This is a genomic window from Romboutsia sedimentorum, from assembly GCF_030131845.1.
Lineage (GTDB): Bacteria > Bacillota > Clostridia > Peptostreptococcales > Peptostreptococcaceae > Romboutsia_D > Romboutsia_D sedimentorum.
On the sequence record NZ_JASKYM010000002.1, the window covers coordinates 13,085 to 34,851 of the forward strand.

The window sequence follows — 21,767 nt, forward strand, 5'->3', positions numbered from 1 at the left end:
ACATGAGGTGAGAGATATGTTAAAGAGAAAAAAGCAAATAATAGCAAAAGTAATGGCTACAACAATGTTGGCTACGACGCTAGCAACAACACTTCCAATAAGTGCAAGTGCACTAGAGCCAAGATCTGCAGCAGTGTCGAGTAGTATTTTAGCAGGAAGTAATAGACAAGCAACAGCTGTAAAGATAAGTGAAAATGGGTGGAGTTCATCAACACACGCAGTAATAATTAATGGGTATGACGGATTAGTAGATGCATTAACAGCAACTCCATACGCAAATCTTAAAAATGCACCAATACTTGTAAGTAAAAAAGATACATTAACATCAGAGACAGAAGCTAGATTAACTAAGTTAGGTGTTAAAACTGTAGATATAGTGGGTGGAACAACAGTTGTATCTGAAAACGTAGTAAAAGAATTAAAATCTATGAACATTTCAGTAAATAGAATAAGTGGAACAAATAGATACACAACAGGTGTAGCAGTAGCAGAAGCTATGGACAAAATATCTGATGTATCTAAAGTAGCAGTAGTAAATGGTGCAACAGGACTTCCTGATGCAGTAAGTGTAGCAGCACCAGCAGCAGATAATAAAATGCCAATAATATTATCAAATCCTAACAATGGACTAGCTGATTCTAAGGAATTTATAAACAAAGAAGATATATACAAATCATATGTAGTTGGTCAAACAGATGTTGTTTCAGATTCTGTAATGAACTCATTACCAGGAACTAAGGTAAGACTTGGTGGAGAGAGAAGACAAGAAACTAATGCAAAAGTTATAAGCGAATTCTATAAGTCTACTTCATTAGACAACATATATGTAGCTAAATCAGGGCAAGTAGAAAAATCTGATGAACTTGTAGATGCACTTGCAGTAGGAGTATTAGCTGCTAAAAATGATGTTCCAGTTATGATAGTTGGAAAAACTTTAGATTATTCTCAAGAAAACTTATTAAAGAATAAGTCATTCTCAAGAATAACTCAAATAGGAGACGGTGTACCAAGTGCGAGTATAGAAGCTATAAGAAATACACAAAACAGTGTTAAAGAAGTTACAACTGTATCAGCTTTAAATAGTGCTATGTCAAGTGCTAGAGATGGTGATGTTATAAACTTTAGACCTACATCTACTGTATCAGAAAATATAACATTAAGCACTTCATCAAATATCACTGTTAATTTATGCGGAACACATAGTGGTGCTGTTACTTCAAATATGAGTAACGGAACTTTAAATATAAACGGAAATATATCAAACAAAGTATCTGTAGACGGAGCTAAATACATAAATGTTAATAGTGGAGTTACAGTTAAGCAAATGGAAATAAGATCAGGTGCTAGAAATGCTTCAATAGTTAATAGAGGAACAATAACAACATTAGATATAGTTGCACAAGGTGTTGTTGTTAGTGGAAGTGGTAATATAACAACTTTAAATGCACAAGGAGATACTGATTTTAGTGGAGTTAGTGGAACTATAGGTAACTTAGATAAAAGCAAGCCAGTTTCTCAAGTAGTAGCTCAAAATGGAAAAGAAATAATAGTAAGATTTAGTAGACCCGTAGATACAACTCCAACTATAGCAATGGATGGAGAAATATTTACAATAGGAACAACTAATGGAGCAACGATAACTAATAGTGATTTTACAACTGAATTAAGTGAAAATAGAATGAGTATGACTATAAAAGCCGAAATAAATAAATACTTTAAAGGCAGTAATGGATTAACTGTATCAAATATAAGAAATAATGGAACAGTATTAGATACATATAGAACGACATTAAAAACAGAAGATAAAACTTCTCCAGAAGTAACAAGCGTATTATTTAACCAAGATACAAATAACTTTGAAGTAACTTTATCAGAGCCAATAGATAAAAAAGATGGTTTAGTGCTTCGTATAAACAACGTGTCAGTAGAAAATACTGCAATATTAGGAAATGCAGATAGTGCATCACAAGCCCCAAAAAGCCCGAGTAATAAAATAATAGTACCAAGAACAAATGCATTAGTTTCATTAGGAACTTCATCAGTACCAGTATATGTAGCTGGAATGAGAGATGCATCAGGAAACTTAATGCAATCTAAAAACACTACTGTATCAGTAACAAAAATGGATTTAACAATAGACAATCCAATAGCTGTAGCTAACAATAAAATACGTATAAAGTTTAATAAAGCATTAAATGCAGCTTCAAAATCAAAGATAGAAAGTGAACAAGGCTTAGTTGTAAATAAATCAAACGATACATCTAGTTCTAAACATAATTATGTAAATAATATTTCTCAAAATACAGCTGTTGATTCTACAGGAAGAACGTATGATATAACATTAAATGATGTTTTAAGTACTAATAGAAGTCAAGGTCTAAACGTTGTTATAACAAAAGATGCATATCAAGATACTACTGATTTAAGTATACCAGCACTTACTAAGTCAGTAACTATAAACAAAGATGAAACTAAGCCAACAATAACTTCAACAGCATTAAGCTCAGGAAAAGATGCAATAGAAGTTACATTTAGTGAGGCTATAGACCCATCAAGTTTAGTTGATGGAGATAAAAACACTAGCATAAAGTTAATGAAAAATACTGTAGAAGTAACTGTAAGTGATATAGAAATAAAAAATGAAAAGACTTTAGTAATAAAATCATCTAGTGAAACATCACAAGGAAGACTTAATGGTGGAAATTACAGAGCTTATTTTGCAGCTAATGCTATAACTGACTTAAGTAACAATGGAATAAATTCTGTAAACTCAGCTATAGTTGAAGTAACAGGAACTAGTACTCCAAGCACTCCATTAGATGTAGATGTTTTAGCAAAAGGAGAAACTCTACCAAGTGGTACTACATTACCAGCTGGCGTTACAATAGAAGACAATGAGTTTGTAATTGTATCAAAAGATGCATTTGATTACAAAATGTTTGGTTCAGGAACAACACCACATAAATATTTTAAAATAGATGGAAAAGAGATACCAGAAACATCAAATATAAGATTTACTGATGGTACTTACAAACAAATAGAAGTAACATTACCAGAAGATTACGTTAAGAGTACAGGAAACTATATGTTAGAAGTATCAGGATTAAAATTATCTGATGCTAACAAGACTATAAATACTAATACTAGAACTATAGCATTAGTAGATAACGCAGCACCTACTTTAAAATCAGCAAAACTTGAGACTGTAAAAAATAGTAATGATAATAACAAAGTTGATAGCTATGAGTTTAAATTAATGTTTGATGAGCCAGTTAAAGTTAGTGGAACTGATTTAAAACTAGGAGCATTCTTAGACAATATGGCAATTAAATATGGAAGTAAAACATATACAAATCCAACTCCAGATTATGCATGTACTTCAGTAGTTAATGCAAATGATTCAAAAGAAGTAATAATAACTGTAGCAGCAAGTACTGTTGCAAGTGATACTTTATGGCAAGAAATATTAGGTTCACAATATAGTGGAGCTACTTTAGAAATAAAGAATGAAATAAATGCAATAAGAGATACAGATTCTATAGGAGCTGATGATTCTAAACTAAGTGCTAGAAAAGTTGCTGCTATGAGTATAAGTAAAACAACAAGAACAGAAGCAAAATAATTATTATAAAATAGTAAAAAGACTTGGTCAAATGACCAAGTCTTTTTTGTGAGAAATACGTTAAAGAGAATAAATTTTTATTTTTTTAACGTATTTTTATTATAGCATTAATTCGACAAAATAAAAATAAAAAATTAGAAAAAAATTCATATATATGTAAAGAATTGAAGAAATGTCTAAAAAATATAATTATAATGAAATAACTGTCATAAAAAATAATAATATGTCGAATGCGTGAATAAATATTAAAAAAATGTAAAAAAATGTAATATTATGACGAACGAAAGTTCGCCAAGAAAGGTATAAAACCATTGAAAATACATTGGAGATAGAATAATATTAATAATGTGAGAAATACGAAATGAAATGCCAATACGGTTTACATAGAAGAGATGAATTCATATAATATTGGGGAGGAAACAAAATTATGTCAAAGAAAAAAAGTATAGCAATGGCAATGGCAGTTGCAACAGTAGCTACTACAGCTGCACCAGCTTTTGCAGCACCAATCCACAGAGCGGTAGTAGATTCTACAAATGAAACAGCAATAAATGAAATGAAAGAAAAAGCATACAAAATGTTCCAAAAGAAATTTACAGAGAATGTGAATTCATTACAAACTGTAAATAAAGCTGGAACAAATGCATACACTGTACAATTACAAGTTGCTACATTAGAAAATGTAACAATAGGAGGTGCAGTAAATCCAACTAATTATGCAGATTTCGTAAAAGAACTTGATAAGTTAGTTGCTGATTTAAAAGAAGGACAAAAAATATTAGTAACATCTACATTCAATGGTAGAGAATTAACAGATGGACAAATAGTTGACTGGAAAGAAACTAAATTAGCAGACGTTACTGCAGATGAATTAGGTTTCACAGAAGGAACAGATGTTGGAACATTCAAGGCTGATAAATTAGCTGATGGAACTCCAATCGCTAAGATAAGAATATCAGATGATAATAAAGACGAAAAAAGATATATAACTGTTAAGGCAGGAGATGCTAAATTAGATTTAGATAAGCCTGTATATAAACAAGTAAATGGACACTACGTAGATAAAGATGGAAACTCTATAGCTAAAGTTGATAATACAATAGCAACACCAGTATTAGCAAATGGTGTTATAGAAGGATATCAAGCTGCAATGACAACACCTGCAGATGCAGTAGTAGAGAGAGATGCTATACTTAAAGATGCATCATCTGTACAAAACAAAGACATGGTAGTAAGTGATATATATGAAGTTGAAACAGGAAGACTTACTGTAGATGGTAATGAACTTGCGAAAACTATCATGAATCAAAGAGACCATGATGATGATAAAGAAAATGTTGTAATAACTGCAACTGATAAAGATGGAGTTGAGTACACTTATACAGGTGGAAAATTTGTAGATGCAACTGTAGCTGCTAATGAGCTAGTTGAAGCAAATGCTTCAAATGTTAAGTTTACATTCCAAAAAACAGATAAAGTAGAAGCTACTCCAGCTAATACTAAATGGGAAACTGTATCTACAGTAACTGTTAAAGGTGAAAGAAAAGCTCCATTATCTCATATCCTTGATATGGTTAAAGGGAAATTAGATATATATACTGCAGCTGGTATGGATAGATACAAGACTGCTGTAGAAGTAAGTAAAGCATTTAACAAAGCTGCAAATGTAGTATTAGTATCAGGAGAAGAAAAATCTTTAGTAGATGGTTTAACAGCTACTCCTTTAGCTAAAAAATTAAGTGCACCAGTATTACTTACTAAGCAAAATGAAATACCAAAAGAAGTAATAGACCAATTAAAAGAATTAGAAACAAAAACTGTTTATATAGTAGGTGGAGAAACAGTAGTATCACAAAACGTTGTTGATACATTACAAAAAACATACGGAATAACAGTTAAGAGATTAGCAGGAGATAACAGATATGAAACTTCATTAGCTGTAGCTAAAGAATTTACTAAAACAGCGAATGCAGAAGAAGCATTCATAGTTGGTGGACACGGTGAAGCTGATGCTTTATCTGCAGCTGGTATAGCTGGAGAGTTAAAAGCACCAATATTATTAACTCCAGCAGAAGGAATAAATAAGGATGTAGAATTATTCTTAAACACTAAGGTTAATCCTACTGCTAGTGCAAAAGATATAACTGTAATAGGTGGAACAACTGTAGTAAGTGAAAATGCTTACAATCAGTTATTAACTATAGATGCAGATGTTAAGAGAGTAGCAGGGGAAAGAAGACAAGATACAAATGCTGCTGTTATAAAAGAATTCTATGCACCATCAGCAACAGTAGCTGCACCAGTTACAGTTGATAATATGATAGTTGCTAAGGCTGATAATAAAGGTTTAGTAGATGCATTAGGTGCAGGAGCTTTATCAGCTGATAAAGGAAATACTCCAGTAGTATTATCAGGAGAAAATTTATCTGATAATCAAGAAGATGTATTAGCTACTGTAAAGGTTGCTGCTGCTGGTAAAAAAGTTCAAGTAGGATACGGAGTATCTCAAGCTGTAGCTAAGTTTGTAAAATCTATAGTAAAATTATAATTAGATATATTAATTTAGATTTGAATTTTATATAAATTAGCATGATAAATAAAAGGTGTTGGTATTTAAATATATCAACACCTTTTTTATTATATAAAACATATACTTATAAAAAATATATGTTATTATACAAACGTGAGAAATACGAATATGAGAGATATTCGGAGGAGCAAATGAGTAAGTATAAATACACAAGCATATTAACAATAGTAGGAATAGTAGCTACAACACCATCTAGCTATGCCACAGCAGAACATTACGCAGTTATAGATTCAGAGGAACAACAGAGGATATTGGAATTAAAAAAACAAACATATCAATTGTTTAATACAAAATATACTACAAATAAAGTCTATATGAATGATCCCAACAAAAGAGGGTGTTCGGCATATAAAATACAAATAGCTGATAATCTAGAAGCGTTAGATAAAGAAGAGTACCTAACTAGCTATGCACAGTTTGATGAGTTATTTAATGAGAAATATTCAAATTTAAAATACAATCAAAAGATAGTGGTAAAATACTCCACAATAAGTAGAAAATTGAAAAATGAAGAATTAGTAGACTACAAGGAACTAAAATATAATGGGAACGAGAAAAACGTAATATGGAAGACACTAGCAGATGGTAATAAACAAGGTAAAATACCAATATCACCAGATACAACTACAGAACAAGCTAGATTTATATATGTAAATGTTGGAGATATCTTGCTGGATATAAATAAGCCTGCTTTTAGACAGAAAAATGGTTACTATATAGATATTAATGAGAATCCTATTAAAAAAGTAGATAAAAATATAATAGAAACTAAAGTAAGTTTACAAAATGGAATTATAGATGGATATTACCAAGATAGTTCAGTAGCTTTAGGACAAGAAGATATAATTCAAAATACAGATGCAATAGTAAAAGATGCAGATGAAATAAGTACACAAGAACTAAAAGTAGATGATATATATGAAGTAAACTCAGGAAGATTGACTATAAGAGGAAATGAGTTATTAAAAAATATAAATGAAATGAATAAATCTCAATACACAATAAGGTTTGAAGCTATTGATAAAATAACAGATGAACCAAGAGAAATATATATTGATAAAAGTGACAGTAGCAATATAGCTGTAAGATATGTTGATAATAATATAGAAGTAAATTATAAAGATTTATCAAGTATAAACATTATAATAGAAGAAACTACAATGGATAATAAATATAGAATAAACAAGCTTATAATAAAGCCTGTGAAAAAAGTAGAACTTGACAATATTATTGAATTAATGAAAGAAAAAATAGAGATAAACATATATGCAGGTTTAGATAGATACAAAACTTCAGTACAGGTTAGCCGAAATACATATAAAAATACTACTGATAATGTAGTGCTTGTATCAGGTGAGGATAATTCACTTGTAGATGGTCTAACATCAACTCCATTAGCATCAAGTTTAGATGCTCCGATACTTATAACCAAAAAGGATGAGATACCAAATGAAGTTCTAGAAGAAATAGATAGGCTAAATGCTAAGAATATATATATAATTGGTGGAGAAAATGCAGTTTCTAAACAAGTATATGATAAACTAAAAACACATTATGGTAAAAATATGAAAAGAATATCAGGGAAAGATAGATATGAAACTTCCTTAGCCGTAGCTAATGAGATTGTAGGAAAAGTAAATCATAAAGTAGATACTTTTATAGTAGCAGGCAATGGAGAGGCAGATGCATTGTCTATATCGTCAGTAGCAGGCAAAAAACAAGTTCCTATAATTTTGACTAAAAAAGAAGGTCTATCTTATGATAATAAGTATTTTTTAATGGAGAATGCAGATAAAGCATACATACTCGGTGGAAGAAATATTATATCTAATTCTGTAGATGAAGATATACTAGATATAAATATGAGTGTTAGAAGAATATACGGAGAGAATAGAAAAGATACAAATGCAGCAATTATAAAGGAATTTTATAGTAATGGTAAGGAATTACATAATAATGGAGGGCTTATAATTTCTAAATCTGATAACAAGGGATTTGTAGATTCTTTATCTGCAGGGGTATTAGGGGCTAAGATGAATGCACCTGTATTTCTTGCGACTGATTCGCTAAGTGAAGAGCAAGGAGATACTTTGCATGACTTAAACTCAAAGAAGAATAAGATTCAAGTAGGGTATGGAATATCTAATTTAGTTGCGGAGTTCATTAATTCAATAAAGTAATATACTTAATATCTATTTTTTATGTGTCCTTGGTATGGGCAACAACTTGAAGGTGAAAGTCCATTGAAGGCTCGATTGTATACTAATTAAATTCTATTATAGGTATATAACAAAATAATAGGAGCGAAAATATATGAACATAGAATTATTACTAACTAAAATTTGTGAAATATCGAATAAATACGATTTAATAAATCAAAAAACAGGAAGCTATTTCAATATATTTGACATAGCTAACATATCTACAGACGAAGTAACAATATGCAGAGTAATACACGAGTTGCTAGACCCTAAAGGTAGTCACTATCAAGGCGACTTATACTTAAGATTGTTTGTAGAACATGTTTTAAACCTAGACTTTACAGAATCGGACTATAAAAATGTAAGAGTACATAGAGAGTATATTATTTTAGGAAATAGAAGAATAGATTTAGTAATTGAGAGTAACGATGAACTAATACCAATAGAAGTGAAAATTTATGCAGGTGATCAAAATAACCAATGTTTTGATTATTATAATCAAGCTAAGAATTCAAAAGTGTTTTATCTGACACTACATGGAAGTATTCCAAGTTCTCAAAGTGCAGGAAGCCTTACTCCTATTTATAATGATAGATGTATTGTAGGCTATGAGGAGATAGTACAACTGTCATTTGAAAATGATATACTTAGTTGGTTAAATAGATGTCTTGAACAACAAGAAACTATTAGAATAGCATCTATTAGAGAAATTATATTACAGTTAATTTTAGTTATAAGAAGAATTACTAACCTGTTGGTGGAGGATAAAGAAGTGGAGATTTCAAATATTATATCATCATCTAAATCAAATATGCAAAGTGCTATAGAGATAGAAAAGAGCTTGAAAGCTTGTAAGATAAAGATGATTAAAAAGGTCTTAAATGCTATAGAAGAACGTATAGATAAAGCTAACTTAAATAATGCCAATAGTTACGATTACAATGATTTTAAGTTAGTTAATGTGTATTACGATAAAAAGGGTTCAAGTTATCCTGGAATTAGTTACTATATAAAAAATATAAAAGATGATATTGACCTATGGTTAAGAATTGAAATAGATAGTGTACTTTTTGTAGGATTTTGTACACCTTGTAATAATGTGTTTAATGGTAAAATGCTAGCTAATGATGAGATAAGAGACGTATTACCTAACTATGAGCCTGAGATTGACGGTTGGTGGATATATTGGGAGTATTTACCTGAAGATAATGAATCAGAGTGTCCAAATTTTAAAGAGTTCAATGATGCTTATTTTGATTTATTTGATGAGGATAAATTTGATGAATTTATTGATAGATGTGTATATAATATTGAAAAATTAATTACATTAAAATAGTTAAAGTGTTATTTTCTTTAGCTATTTTTTAATTGAAGTTATTAATTTTTTTATTAAATATAGTATAGAGTTATCAAGGAGAAAAGTATGGAAATAAGTTTATTAATAGAAGAGTTTATAAAAAACTACGGGAAAGTAAGTATATTTATTATAGTTGCGCTAGAATATGCAAATGCTTCGCTACCTAGTGAATTAGTACTACCACTAGTAGGAATATTAGCACTAATAAAAAACAAATATCCTAAGACTAAAAAATCAATAAAAGCGTCATATAGATGGTTAGCAAAATATGAGAAGATATCGGTAATGTTATCTAGATTAGTCCCATTAGCAAGAACATTTATATCAATAGTAGCGGGAGTAACCAAGATGAATGTAGTTGAATTTGTGGTTTATTCAGGAATTGGTATAGCGATTTGGAATACTATCCCTATATTTATCGGATATATATTAGAGAATAACATGAGCTTAATATCTACTATTTTGAAAAATTACTCTAATGTATTAATAGTTATATTAGGTGTAGTTTTTGTTGGTTATATTATATATACACACAAAAATCATAAAGTAAAAAATTGATGCCTAGAATAGAATTTATGATAACTTTCAGGATACTATAAATCTAGACAAAAGGGTTACTTTAAAAAAACTTTTCACTATCTAGCATTTAATATGCTAGATAGTATAGCGGAAATTAATAACTTAATATAGATTAGTGAAAGGGAAAAAATACATAACTGTATTTAAGGAGGAAAATGACAAAAAAATTTATGCATGAAATTAAGGGTTTTATTAGAAGTAGAAATACTATTTATTGTTTTCTTCCATATAAGTTTAAGTTACGTAAACAAGAAAATAGAACTCAAACATTTGTAATGTCGTTTCACTATCCTGATGAAAACAAAGAGCCATGGGTACATTTATGGAAAAGGTAATAGATAAAATACATATCTCGAGGGGGTTTCTAATATGATGAAAAATAAACATTTATCAAGAGTTATATCAAAACAAGGCTTCTATGAATTTAGGCGACAATTAGAATATAAGTGTAAATTCAGAGGGATTGAGTTAGTTATAGCAGATAGATGGTATCCATCATCAAAGACTTGTAGTCAATGTGGAGAAATTAAAACTGATTTAAAACTTAAAAATAGAATTTACCAGTGTTCTTGTGGATTTACTATTGATAGATATTTAAATGCAAGTATTAATCTTTCAAACTATAAATTAGCATAACATCACCAACAAGACAGTGCTAATATGTACCATTCGTTGTATGGGAATTTACGATTGCGGAGTGTTATATCAAATGAAAGTAGCTTGTTGTAGTTTGACTTGCAAAATCAGACACGTTGAAACGATAATTAAACATACTTTATAAAGTTTTATAAGGTTTTGGCAACGGGATTAAGATTGATATGAAAAAAATGTATATTGTGAATATTGTGATGTATGTAATAATGAAGTATTTGTTGAAGCAATTGATGATGAAAATACAAAAATTATAAAAAAGTTAGATAGTATTAAAGATTATTTCAATATTATTCAAGCAAAGTACAATATGATTACTTTTTTAGATATAAAGGATTATGCGGTAGATATGTTTAATAAGGTGGTATAAGAGAGTGTATCAGATGAAAATAGAATAATAAAGGATATGTAAAAGCTTAGTTCGAAGCTTTTACATATCCTTTATTTATTATTGATGAAATTGTTAGTCCTATGTATCCACCTAAAGTATTTAGCCATAAATCATCTATTTCACAGAATCTATATGGTATAAAGCCTTGGATTATTTCTACTCCTAAAGTTATTGAAAATATAATTATTAATGATTTCTTTATATTTTTATTAGTTTTTATAAATATAAAAAATCCAAGTGGAACAAATAAAGCTATGTTACCTAAAACTTGATATAGGAAGTATCCAAAGCTGTATTGTGTAAACATCATAATTGAAACTTTTAATGGAATTAGGTTATATATTTCAAATTCTTCAAATTTGTACCCAAGCCTTAGTGGAAATATTGTTTGAGATATTATCAGCAGTACTGATAAAAGTAAACCAAGGTTTATGAATTCCTTTTTATAGTTTATTTGTGAATCATTCATGTAATTAAATAATATTATAGTTGCTAAATAGCAAAATATTAATCCGAAAAATATTAAGTTTGAAAATTCTATTATCAATGTGATACCCCTTACTAAATTTGATTTCTAATACATTATGAACTAAAAAGTGAAGAGATATACTTAAGGAATATATAATGAAAAAGAAAAAGTGTGTAAAACTAGGAGCTTAAAAACCTTGTAAGATAAATATTAGATATTTTTAGGTTTATATAAATAAATATGGTAAAATATAGTATGGATATTTAGATTAAAGTAATAAAGACATTTCAAAATTAAATGGGGGTTATTATGAGTAGAATTTGGTTATTTATATTTGATTATGTAAATTATAAAAAATAGATAATAAGTAATTTTCAATACGAGATAAATGCTACAGGAGGAATAAAAAATGATAGATATACATTGCCATATATTACCTGGTATTGATGATGGTGCAAAAGATTTATATGAGTCATTAGAAATGGCAAGAATTGCTGAGCGTGATGGTATAAAAACTATAATCAATACTTCACATTATCATCCGGATTTTGAGTATGTGGTAGGAGATAAGCTTTTAGAAGAATTAAATAATTTTAATAATAAGTTGAAAGAAAACAATATAAATGTTAATGTTTTAATAGGAAATGAACTTTATTATAGTGAAGATTTATTAGAATACATGGATAAAAAAGAATTTTTTACATTAAATAATAGTAAGTACATATTGATAGAGTTTTCGCCTACTAGATTTCCTGAAAATTTATGTGATATAGTATATGAGATTAAAATAAGAGGATACATACCTATACTAGCTCATGTTGAAAGATATAGTGAAGTAAACACGAATCTTATAAATAAAGCTATAGATGAAGGTGGACTTATTCAAGTTAATGCATCTAGTGTATTAGGAAAAGGGCCAAGTCAATGCAACAAAGTTTGTGAAGCTTTACTAAAACACAATATGGTTCATTTTGTAGGTAGTGATGCTCATGGATCTAATAGAAGAAGACCTTTGATTAAGGATGCACATGAATATGTTTATAAAAAGTATGGAGAGTCTAGAGCAAAGATGTTGTTTTTAGATAATCCAGATAGCATTATAAATAATAAAGACATAGTTTTATCAAAAGATTGTACAGAGGTTATTACTAAAAAAAGTTTCTTATCTAAATTATTCAAAAGATAAAATTAGAATTAAGTTAGAGGGGATAAGAATATGGAAATAAGTTTATTAATAGAAGAGTTTATAAAAAACTACGGGATAGTAAGTATATTTATAATAGTTGCGCTAGAATATGCAAATGCTCCGCTACCTAGTGAACTAGTGCTACCGCTAGTAGGAATATTAGCACTTAAATTTGACATGAGTTTAAGTTTAGTAATAATAGCATCAATACTAGGTGGTTTATTTGGATCTATAATTAATTATTATTTGGGGTACAAGTTTGGGCAACCATTATTAGCACTAATAAAAAATAAATATCCTAAGACTAAAAAATCAATAAAAGCGTCATATAGATGGTTAGCAAAATATGAGAAGATATCGGTAATGTTATCTAGATTAGTCCCATTAGCAAGAACATTTATATCAATAGTAGCGGGAGTAACCAAGATGAATGTAGTTGAATTTTCGGTTTATTCAGGAATCGGTATAGCGATTTGGAATACTATTCTTATATTTATCGGATATATATTAGGGAACAATATGAGCTTAATATCTACGATTTTAAAAAATTATTCTAATGTATTGATAGTTATACTAGGTGTAGTTTTTGTTGGTTATTTAATATTTAGACACAAAAATCATAAAGTAAAAAATCAATAACAAATGTAAAAGTCGAAATTATAATATTTCGGCTTTTTTTATGCGATTCAAACCTAAAATATGTTAATAATTAGGAAGTATTTAATTAATACGTATAAGTAATATATAATAGTAAATACTTTAATATATATTAAAAAAGGAACATTTTGTTTCATATATCAAAAAAATATTGAAAAATATAGCATATAATGGTATACATATATTATATAGGAGGTGTATTTATGAGAAGAAGTGTAGTCCGTATACAAGAAATAAAATTAAATAAATTTAAAAATGTAAAACAAGGAACTATTTCATTTAATAGTTATAATAATATAAAAAATAAAGTATTTCATAATAATACAGATATAATGGGCATATACGGTCAAAATGGATCAGGAAAAACTGCTGTTGTGGATTCATTAGGTATATTAAAGGATATGGTATCTGGAGTTAGTATAAATAATAGTGTAAAAAACTTAATATTACATGATAGCAATGAATGTGTATTAGAATATGTATTTATGGTAGAGATAGAAGATGATAAATTTTTAGTTTATTATAGTTTTGAAATAAGTGTAAATAATGAAAATAGTATAGATATTAGTAAGGAAACTATAAGCTATTCTAAGCTAGTTGATGATAAATGGAAAAATAAGATTAAGATTATAGATTATGATATTGAATTTGGAATGCAAACTTTTAGACCTAAGTCTAAATATGATGAGGTAATAAATTGTAATAAAGAAAATATTATTAATTTAGGTGTTGCAAAGGCATTATCAAAAAAAGAAAGAAAGTCATTTATATTTAGTGAGGATTCTTTAAAAATATTTAAAAGTAGCTTTATTGGTGATAATTTATTGATAATTGATAGCTTAATTTATTTTATAAGGCTTAATTTATTTGTTATAAAGAATGAATATTTAGGTGCTATAAATACTAATCAAATAATGCCTTTTAGTTTTAGAATAGAAAGTGATGAAGAAGTTAGCACTGGAGAGATTGGAATTAAATTATTTGATGTATCTGTTATAGATAAGGCAAAGTTTAATGTTTTAAATAAAATAATAAATCAGATTAATATTGTTGTAAATGCAATCATACCTAATTTAAGAATTGATATAAAAAATTATGGAGACCAATTATTAGAAGATGGAGCTGAAGGAACAAAAATAGAGTTATTATCTGTAAGGGATAAAAATAAAGTTCCTTTGAAATATGAGTCTGATGGTATAAAAAAGATTGTATCAATATTAAGTGCACTAATAGCTATGTATAACAACAGAACTATTTGCGTAGTTGTAGATGAATTAGATGCAGGTGTTTTTGAATATCTATTAGGTGAAATATTAGAAGTTATACAAGAAAATGCAAAAGGTCAGCTAATATTTACTTCTCACAATTTACGTGCTTTAGAAAAATTAAATAAGGAATGTATTGTTTTTACTACTACTAACCCATTAAATAGATATATAAAGCTAGCTAATGTAAAGAATAATAATAATTTGAGAGATTTTTATTTAAGAGGAATATTATTAGGTGGACAAAAAGAAGATATATATGAGGAAACTAATAAATTTGAAATAAGCTATGCATTTAAGAAGGCAGGTAGATAAGCAAAATAGCCCTTCAATATATGAAGGGCTATTTTAAAATTAAATCTATTTAATCTCTTTATCAAATTTTTCGGAAGAGCTAATAATTTTAAGACAAAGAGTTTTTTTCTCTAAACTACTAACTTTATCGCTTGTCAGCACACTATCAGCTAGTGCAATTACTCTATCACAATGGTCCATATTAGAACAATCCTTCCCCTTGTTACTCTCTATGTCGAATCTATCTAATATATTATATATCATATAATACCCCCTATAAAAGTAATAGGCAACTATAAAGTTATATATAAATGATAAATGAACGTAAAAATAAAAAATTAAATTAATAAAGGAATGAATACAATATATTACTGCAATTTTGACAATATGTTAGAAATATAATAAATATCTATGAAATGAAATTAATCTATAATGTTGAAGTATATATTTGTAGTATTTTTTTTAAAACCTCGTCTTTTTTATCTCGATCGATACTATCATCACCAAAAAAATTATCAACGTAAGTCATAACCTCAGTTTGTAAATCAGGTTTTTTATCAGGTGAAGAAATCTCTCTATCCTCACTTACTCCAAGTAAATAATCTATAGAAACATTAAAATATAATGCGAAATTCTTAAGTGCTTCAGTTTCTGGTCTTCTTTTTCCATGTTCATATTGTGATATTGATGATTTTGCAAATGTATGTCCATATATCTTATTAAAATCATCTGCTAATTCTTGTTGTTTTAATCCTTTTTCAATTCTTAATTGTTTAAATCTTTGTCCAAAAATCATAACTAACTCACCCCACTATAATTAATCCATCTAACCACAACTAAAGTATAGTACAATGTTTTGTAAAAGTAAACTAAAAAAGAAAATTATAGATAAATTTTATTAATAAGTCTTGAAAGTTGATTTGATGTGAATTAATATTGATAGTATCGAGGTACAAATATTAATTTAGATTTATATTATGGGGGATTTATATGGGATATTGTTTTAATAAAATGAATACTAAGGTGTTAAAGTTTGATATTGATAAGGATATTGATAGGATTAGGTTTAATCATTATGTTATGAGAAGAGAGAATTTAAACCGAATAAAAAATGAGTTTCCAAAGAATCAATTTAGTTTGACTGTGAGTACTGTTATGAAGGATTTGAGTTTATCGCATGGGAAGGCTCAAAGGATGATAAGTGAGTTTGAAAAGCTTGGTATTATAAAAAGTATAAGTAAGGCAAGTTGTGCTAGGGGGTATTCTATATATGAATATATTACAAATGATGATTGGAAATATGATAAGGATAGTGGTATAGAGCATGATATAGGTTATGATATAGCAAAAGATAGTAATTGTAATATAGATGAAACAGATAGTGGTAATGTGATTGAAGTTAAGTCTGGTATGGATATTGATAATTCTAAAAAAGAGAATACAAAAAGAGAATTAAACAAAGAAAATATATATGGTGTGGTAGTTGATTATTTAAATAAAAAAACAAATAAGAATTTTAAAGCGACTACTCAAAAAACTAAGAGTTTTATCAATGCTAGGCTTAAGGAAGGATTTTGTGAAAAAGATTTTTATAATGTGATAGATATTAAGGTTTCTCAATGGATGTATACTGATATGCAAAAGTTTTTAAGACCAGAAACTTTATTTAGCAATAAGTTTGAGGGATATTTGAATGAAGTAGTTATAAAAAGTGAGGAAACATCTGAAATATGGGACATAAAATTTGATTTCTAAAAAAGATTATTAAAAAACGTTGAAAGTTCACTCAAAGAGTATTATCATTAAAAATAGGTAGCTTAAACAAAACTTATAATTAACCATCTACCATAAAATTATAAATTTAGTTTAAGGGGAATATATACTGTGAAAAATTTTGAGGCTATAAATATAGAACAAAGTATATTAGGAAGTTTCATATTTGATGAGTCTTTGGGATATAAGCTTGATGAGTTGAGGGATGATATGTTTACTGTTAGTTACAATAAACATATTTTAAATACTATGAAATATTTACATAAAGAAAAGATGAGTTTAGATATTCAAACTATAAGTGCTAAAATTAGTGAGGATAGTGGTATTAATGTTAGTTATTTGAGCAATCTAGCAGCGATGAGCCAGTGTTTATCTATAGATACTCATATAGGAATTTTAAAAGATAAGTATTTAAGACGTGAAATTATTAAGAATTGTACTAGTCTTTTTCAAGCTTTGGGTGATGAAGGTGAGATCAACTCTATAATATACAATTTTGATAATAGGATGCAAAAGATTTTGAATGAGGGCTATGTAGAAAATGATGATAGTGTAACTTCTATTTGTGAAAGAATATTAGATTTCTTGGGAAATAATGAAGAAATCGGAATAAGGTTTGGTGTCAAATTTTTAGATGATATAATAGGTGGTTTGTTTAAGGGAGAACTTACGACTATTGCTGCTCGAAGTGGAGTGGGAAAAACTGCTTTGGCTTTGCAGATTATGTTAAATTGTATGGAACAAAAGAAGAAAGTGCTGTTTATAAGTAGGGAAATGAGTAACGAACAAGTTTTTATGAGAAATATCACCAAAAGAACTGGCGTAAGTACAAAGTCTATGAAAAATAAGGATTTAGATGAAGAAAGTTGGCAGAGTATTTTAAGGGTTATGGCTGATTTTAATAGTAGTAATTTGATTTATATCAATGATAGGATTAGTACTATTAGTGCGCTTAGAAAGAGAATTAGGACATTAAAGCCTGATTTGGTTATTGTTGATTATATTCAACTTATGAGTGTTGAGGGAAATATGCAAAACAGGGAAAGAGAAGTGGCTACTTTATCAAGGGAGCTTAAAAATATTACACTAGACTTTGATATTCCACTTATTCAGCTTAGTCAGTTAAATGATGAGATGAAGGATTTGAGACCATGGGGTGAGAGACCTATGAGAGATAGTAAGGCAATTTTTCATGATAGCAATAATGTTGTGTATATTCATGAGCCTGTGTTTGGTGATTTTGATGAGGCGGTTAAGGATATAAATAAGAGCAAGGAAAGTATATTAGGTGCTAAGAAAAAGGGTGTTAAGTTGGTTGATTTGATTGTTGCTAAATGTAGGGACGGGGAAACTGGGTTTAGGCATTATTGTTATAATGGTCCAAGGTTACATTTTCAATATATAAATTATTAAGGGGGCTTTTTATGTATGAAGATGTTATATTAGAGGATTTTTCGGAGGAATTAGTTGGTTTTGTGGATTTTATAGGGATAGATAAATTTATTGATATTTGCGATAAGTTTGGAGGAGATTCTATTTATTTTCCAAAGAAAAGCAGTGTACTTAGATGTAGTAGAAACAGGAAGATTAGGGCTATGTATGATGGATATAATATAAAGAATATTGCTAAGGAATTTGGTATTACAAGAGAGCAAGTAAAAAATATCATAAAGGAATAGTTATAAATATGGGATATAATGGGAAATGTTGTTTGTTGGAATTTATAATGATATAATTAAGGTATTATTAAGTTTAGAGGGAGATATTATAAATGGATGATAAGATATTAGAATTATTACAACAAATGAATTCGAAAATGGATAATTTAACAGATAAGGTAGATCGTTTAGAGATAAAGGTAGATACTATAGATGTTCAACAAAAGGAAAATACTCAAATATTAAGAGCTCTAGAAAGTGCTAAAGATGTACATTTTGCTAAATTAGATAAAATAGAAAATGACGTAGCACATTTAAATGGTGAAGTTAAAAATATAAGAGTTAATTTAAATGCTGTTGAAGGTATAACTGCTAAAAATTGGAACGATATAATAGATATGAAGAAATTAATGCAATAAATATAGATAAATTGAGCGGATTATAAAAGGAGTATATTAAAATGATTAAAGCCATTTTAATATACTCCTTTTTTGTTACTTAATGTTTAATATATTTTTAGATAGCTCATTTATACTATCTGTTAGCTTAGATAGTTTTCCTTCTATTCTAATTAGTAAGTACATAGACAGAGTGATTGGAAAGCCTACATTTGCTATTAGAGTTTGTAAGTTAGCATTCATAATAATATCCTTATATTATAATACTAAGTCAAATTCAGTAGTGTTAGTTACAACAACTTTTGCTTCAATTAATGAAACTAAGCTTTCTCCACCAGGTGCAAATATGTTATTTGAAAGTATAGTTTCCATAGCTACCTTTATATCATTTTCATTTAGATCATCCTTAGGTGAGTCTACCCCTATAGATACTTTTTTGTCTCCTGTAGTTTTAAAAGTCATTAATAATCTTTTTTTCATTTCCATGAAATTTATCCCCCTTTAATTTTATAAGTTTATTTTTAGTAATTTTTATAATGATAATGTTGAGTTATCAATTTTAGATATTTCAACTAAGTTGTTTGATTGAAGTGATGATAGTGCAAGTCCTACTGCATGTACTTCTTCATCTGTTGCATCTGCTTTTATATTTGGATAAGTTTTGTTTCTCATTTTAAGCTTACCTGTTAATTCATCCTCCCCACATTCAAATCTCATTTTTAATCCTGATGGATTTTTAGTTACTACTACTGACATTTTAAATTCCCCCTTTTTAATTTTTTAGTAAGGCTTTTGCCTTTCTATAGTTATATAGTACTAGCTAGGCTTAATCTGTAGTGCTAAAGAAATTGTTCAATGTTTATGATGAAAGTATTTTTAAAAATGGTTTTGTAGAAAGTTAGTTTGTAGGAGGGATATTATTAAGATATAAGGGGGGATTAGTTATGAAAATTGAAAATTTAGAGGTTAGTGATAAGTTAGATGCTTTACTTGATATTATTGGTGAGGATAAGTTTTTGGAGGTTACTAAGCTGTATGGTGGAAACAATGTGTACATACCTACATATAGTAGTGCTATTAGAAGTAGCAGAAATAGGGATATTGTAAAAAGATATAATGGTGTAAATGCAGTTGGGTTGGCCTGTGAGTATGGTATTAGTGTGAATCAGCTTAAGAATATAGCTAATGGAGATGTATAAATATGATTCTTCTTGCATTAAGCTATTAAAAAGTGAAACTATTAATATAAACTTATTTAAATAAACATACTCATTTATAGTTAAATGAGTATGTTTATTTGTATTTTAGTATGATAATTTTGAATAAACGTACTCATTTGTGCATAAATGAGTACGTTTGTGGTAAAATGATAATATTAATATAAAACGGAGTGATAAGATGAAATCTATAGAATATAATAAATTACAAAATATAGCTTTACCTATGAATATAGTAAGGCTACTAACAGCAATAAATGAGTATAAGGGAAAACAAGATTTATACAAGCAGCAGTCACCACAAATATTAAACACTTTGAAGGAGGTATCTGTGATTCAAAGTACGGAGTCTTCTAATAGAATAGAAGGTATTTACACTTCAAATAAAAGGTTATCAGAAATTATGAGTAATAAGGTGGAACCCAGAGATAGAAGTGAAAGTGAGATAGCAGGGTATAGAGATGTGTTAAATACTATACATAGTGCATATGATGCGATACCTATTAATTCTAGTGTTATACTTCAGTTACATAGAGACTTGTATAAGTTTTCTCCGGGGACAGGTGGTAGTTATAAAAATTCAAACAATATAATAGAAGAGATTTTGCAAGATGGAAGTAAATTTATAAGATTTAAGCCTGTAGATATGTTTTATACAAGTGAGTATATGGAGCAGTTGTGTAATCTTTATAATTATGAAGTTAGTAAAGAAAGTGTAGAGCCCTTAGTTTTAATTGGATTGTTTGTACTGGATTTTTTATGTATACATCCGTTTAATGATGGTAATGGAAGAATGTCTAGACTTATAACATTACTTCTTTTATATAGAAGTGGATATGATGTTGGTAGATTTATATCTATCGAAAAAATAATTGAGGATAGTAAGGAAACTTATTATGAATCTCTTAACAAATCATCTATGTTATGGCATGAGGGAGAGCATAATATAAATATATGGCTAGAGTATTTTTTAGGTTCTATATTAAGGTCTTACAAAGAACTTGAAGATAGAGTAGGCTTAGTTATAAATACTAAGGGCAGTAAAAGTGAAAGAGTAGAAAAGTCTATTGAAGGTGTATTAGGTTATTTTACTAAGGAACAAATAAGAAATTTATGTCCAGATGTTGCTCAGGCTACTGTAAATAGAGTTTTTGATAAGTTAAAGAATGATAAAAAGATAGAGGTTGTTGGTAGTGGCAGAAATGCTAAATGGAAAAAAATATAATTGTGTTACCAAAGCTATGAGTATAAACTCATAGCTTTTTTATGTTTAAAATAGAAAAAGTATATTACACCATAGTATAAAATAGAATACATTTTAGTATTGCTTAATAGCACTTAAATACCGTAAAAAATATTACTCAAATGTCATCACTTAGGTAGCCTAAAAGATGGTTCTTTTGGTTAATATATTTTTCCCTTACCGTAGACTATTATATTAATTGTAGCAAATGAGAGA

General features: G+C 28.3%; 21 protein-coding genes. 15 read left to right on the plus strand and 6 right to left on the minus strand.

What is annotated here, in order from left to right; translation table 11 throughout:
* Window positions 1–16: 16 nt before the first annotated feature.
* From QOZ84_RS05230 to QOZ84_RS05255, 6 genes are all read left to right on the plus strand, one after another.
* On the plus strand, window positions 17–3,622 hold the full coding sequence (locus tag QOZ84_RS05230; RefSeq protein WP_284131909.1) for a cell wall-binding repeat-containing protein: 3,606 nt from the start codon (window positions 17–19) through the stop codon (window positions 3,620–3,622).
* Window positions 3,623–4,049: 427 nt separating this feature from the next.
* The gene (locus tag QOZ84_RS05235) at window positions 4,050–6,170 is read left to right on the plus strand and encodes a cell wall-binding repeat-containing protein (protein WP_284131910.1); all 2,121 of its coding nucleotides are present in this window, start codon (window positions 4,050–4,052) and stop codon (window positions 6,168–6,170) included.
* 173 nt (window positions 6,171–6,343) lie between these two features.
* Window positions 6,344–8,392, plus strand: coding sequence for a cell wall-binding repeat-containing protein (locus QOZ84_RS05240; protein WP_284131911.1), 2,049 nt, complete (start codon window positions 6,344–6,346; stop codon window positions 8,390–8,392).
* 133 nt (window positions 8,393–8,525) lie between these two features.
* Window positions 8,526–9,749 (plus strand): PDDEXK-like family protein, encoded by a 1,224-nt coding sequence (locus tag QOZ84_RS05245; RefSeq protein WP_284131912.1) that lies wholly within the window; start codon window positions 8,526–8,528, stop codon window positions 9,747–9,749.
* A gap of 87 nt (window positions 9,750–9,836) precedes the next feature.
* On the plus strand, window positions 9,837–10,328 hold the full coding sequence (locus QOZ84_RS05250; RefSeq protein WP_284131913.1) for a DedA family protein: 492 nt from the start codon (window positions 9,837–9,839) through the stop codon (window positions 10,326–10,328).
* A gap of 390 nt (window positions 10,329–10,718) precedes the next feature.
* On the plus strand, window positions 10,719–10,985 hold the full coding sequence (locus tag QOZ84_RS05255; RefSeq protein WP_331496523.1) for an RNA-guided endonuclease InsQ/TnpB family protein: 267 nt from the start codon (window positions 10,719–10,721) through the stop codon (window positions 10,983–10,985).
* Between the two features lie 431 nt (window positions 10,986–11,416).
* On the opposite strand, the gene QOZ84_RS05260 is transcribed toward QOZ84_RS05255, so the two are convergent.
* A complete protein-coding gene (locus QOZ84_RS05260) occupies window positions 11,417–11,938 on the minus strand; it encodes a VanZ family protein (RefSeq protein ID WP_284131914.1) in 522 nt (173 codons plus the stop codon).
* 331 nt (window positions 11,939–12,269) lie between these two features.
* On the opposite strand from QOZ84_RS05260, the gene QOZ84_RS05265 reads away from it, so the two are divergent.
* The 3 genes from QOZ84_RS05265 (at window position 12,270) to QOZ84_RS05275 (ending at window position 15,283) form a co-directional block, all read left to right on the plus strand.
* Entirely contained in the window at window positions 12,270–13,046 is a 777-nt protein-coding gene (locus QOZ84_RS05265; protein WP_284131915.1) for a tyrosine-protein phosphatase, read from the plus strand.
* A 30-nt stretch (window positions 13,047–13,076) separates the two neighbouring features.
* Window positions 13,077–13,685 (plus strand): DedA family protein, encoded by a 609-nt coding sequence (locus tag QOZ84_RS05270; protein WP_284131916.1) that lies wholly within the window; start codon window positions 13,077–13,079, stop codon window positions 13,683–13,685.
* A 221-nt stretch (window positions 13,686–13,906) separates the two neighbouring features.
* Entirely contained in the window at window positions 13,907–15,283 is a 1,377-nt protein-coding gene (locus tag QOZ84_RS05275) for an AAA family ATPase (RefSeq protein WP_284131917.1), read from the plus strand.
* A 45-nt stretch (window positions 15,284–15,328) separates the two neighbouring features.
* Here the strand turns inward: QOZ84_RS05275 and QOZ84_RS05280 are convergent, their stop codons facing one another.
* Together QOZ84_RS05280 and QOZ84_RS05285 are read right to left on the minus strand one after the other, a co-directional pair.
* Window positions 15,329–15,526 carry a hypothetical protein gene (locus QOZ84_RS05280; RefSeq protein WP_284131918.1) on the minus strand — a complete coding sequence of 66 codons (198 nt, stop codon included), beginning with the start codon at window positions 15,524–15,526 and terminating at the stop codon, window positions 15,329–15,331.
* Window positions 15,527–15,689: 163 nt separating this feature from the next.
* Window positions 15,690–16,058 carry a helix-turn-helix domain-containing protein gene (locus QOZ84_RS05285; RefSeq protein WP_284131919.1) on the minus strand — a complete coding sequence of 123 codons (369 nt, stop codon included), beginning with the start codon at window positions 16,056–16,058 and terminating at the stop codon, window positions 15,690–15,692.
* A gap of 194 nt (window positions 16,059–16,252) precedes the next feature.
* Here QOZ84_RS05285 and QOZ84_RS05290 point away from each other — a divergent pair, with 194 nt between their 5' ends.
* The 4 genes from QOZ84_RS05290 (at window position 16,253) to QOZ84_RS05305 (ending at window position 19,112) form a co-directional block, all read left to right on the plus strand.
* Window positions 16,253–17,017: a conserved phage C-terminal domain-containing protein gene (locus tag QOZ84_RS05290; protein WP_284131920.1), complete on the plus strand. Its 765-nt coding sequence runs from the start codon at window positions 16,253–16,255 to the stop codon at window positions 17,015–17,017.
* Between the two features lie 129 nt (window positions 17,018–17,146).
* The gene (locus QOZ84_RS05295; RefSeq protein ID WP_284131921.1) at window positions 17,147–18,448 is read left to right on the plus strand and encodes a replicative DNA helicase; all 1,302 of its coding nucleotides are present in this window, start codon (window positions 17,147–17,149) and stop codon (window positions 18,446–18,448) included.
* A gap of 11 nt (window positions 18,449–18,459) precedes the next feature.
* On the plus strand, window positions 18,460–18,714 hold the full coding sequence (locus tag QOZ84_RS05300; RefSeq protein ID WP_284131922.1) for a Mor transcription activator family protein: 255 nt from the start codon (window positions 18,460–18,462) through the stop codon (window positions 18,712–18,714).
* Between the two features lie 92 nt (window positions 18,715–18,806).
* A complete protein-coding gene (locus QOZ84_RS05305; protein ID WP_284131923.1) occupies window positions 18,807–19,112 on the plus strand; it encodes a hypothetical protein in 306 nt (101 codons plus the stop codon).
* Between the two features lie 75 nt (window positions 19,113–19,187).
* Here the strand turns inward: QOZ84_RS05305 and QOZ84_RS05310 are convergent, their stop codons facing one another.
* The 3 genes from QOZ84_RS05310 to QOZ84_RS05320 are packed head-to-tail and all read right to left on the minus strand — an operon-like array spanning window position 19,188 to window position 19,847.
* Window positions 19,188–19,334 carry a YvrJ family protein gene (locus QOZ84_RS05310; RefSeq protein ID WP_284131924.1) on the minus strand — a complete coding sequence of 49 codons (147 nt, stop codon included), beginning with the start codon at window positions 19,332–19,334 and terminating at the stop codon, window positions 19,188–19,190.
* Between the two features lie 15 nt (window positions 19,335–19,349).
* On the minus strand, window positions 19,350–19,577 hold the full coding sequence (locus QOZ84_RS05315; RefSeq protein WP_284131925.1) for a DUF2922 domain-containing protein: 228 nt from the start codon (window positions 19,575–19,577) through the stop codon (window positions 19,350–19,352).
* A 45-nt stretch (window positions 19,578–19,622) separates the two neighbouring features.
* Window positions 19,623–19,847, minus strand: a complete 225-nt coding sequence (locus QOZ84_RS05320) for a DUF1659 domain-containing protein (protein WP_284131926.1) — start codon at window positions 19,845–19,847, stop codon at window positions 19,623–19,625.
* A gap of 188 nt (window positions 19,848–20,035) precedes the next feature.
* On the opposite strand from QOZ84_RS05320, the gene QOZ84_RS05325 reads away from it, so the two are divergent.
* Window positions 20,036–20,290, plus strand: coding sequence for a Mor transcription activator family protein (locus QOZ84_RS05325; RefSeq protein WP_284131927.1), 255 nt, complete (start codon window positions 20,036–20,038; stop codon window positions 20,288–20,290).
* 199 nt (window positions 20,291–20,489) lie between these two features.
* Window positions 20,490–21,533 carry a Fic family protein gene (locus tag QOZ84_RS05330; protein ID WP_284131928.1) on the plus strand — a complete coding sequence of 348 codons (1,044 nt, stop codon included), beginning with the start codon at window positions 20,490–20,492 and terminating at the stop codon, window positions 21,531–21,533.
* Window positions 21,534–21,767 lie beyond the last annotated feature (234 nt).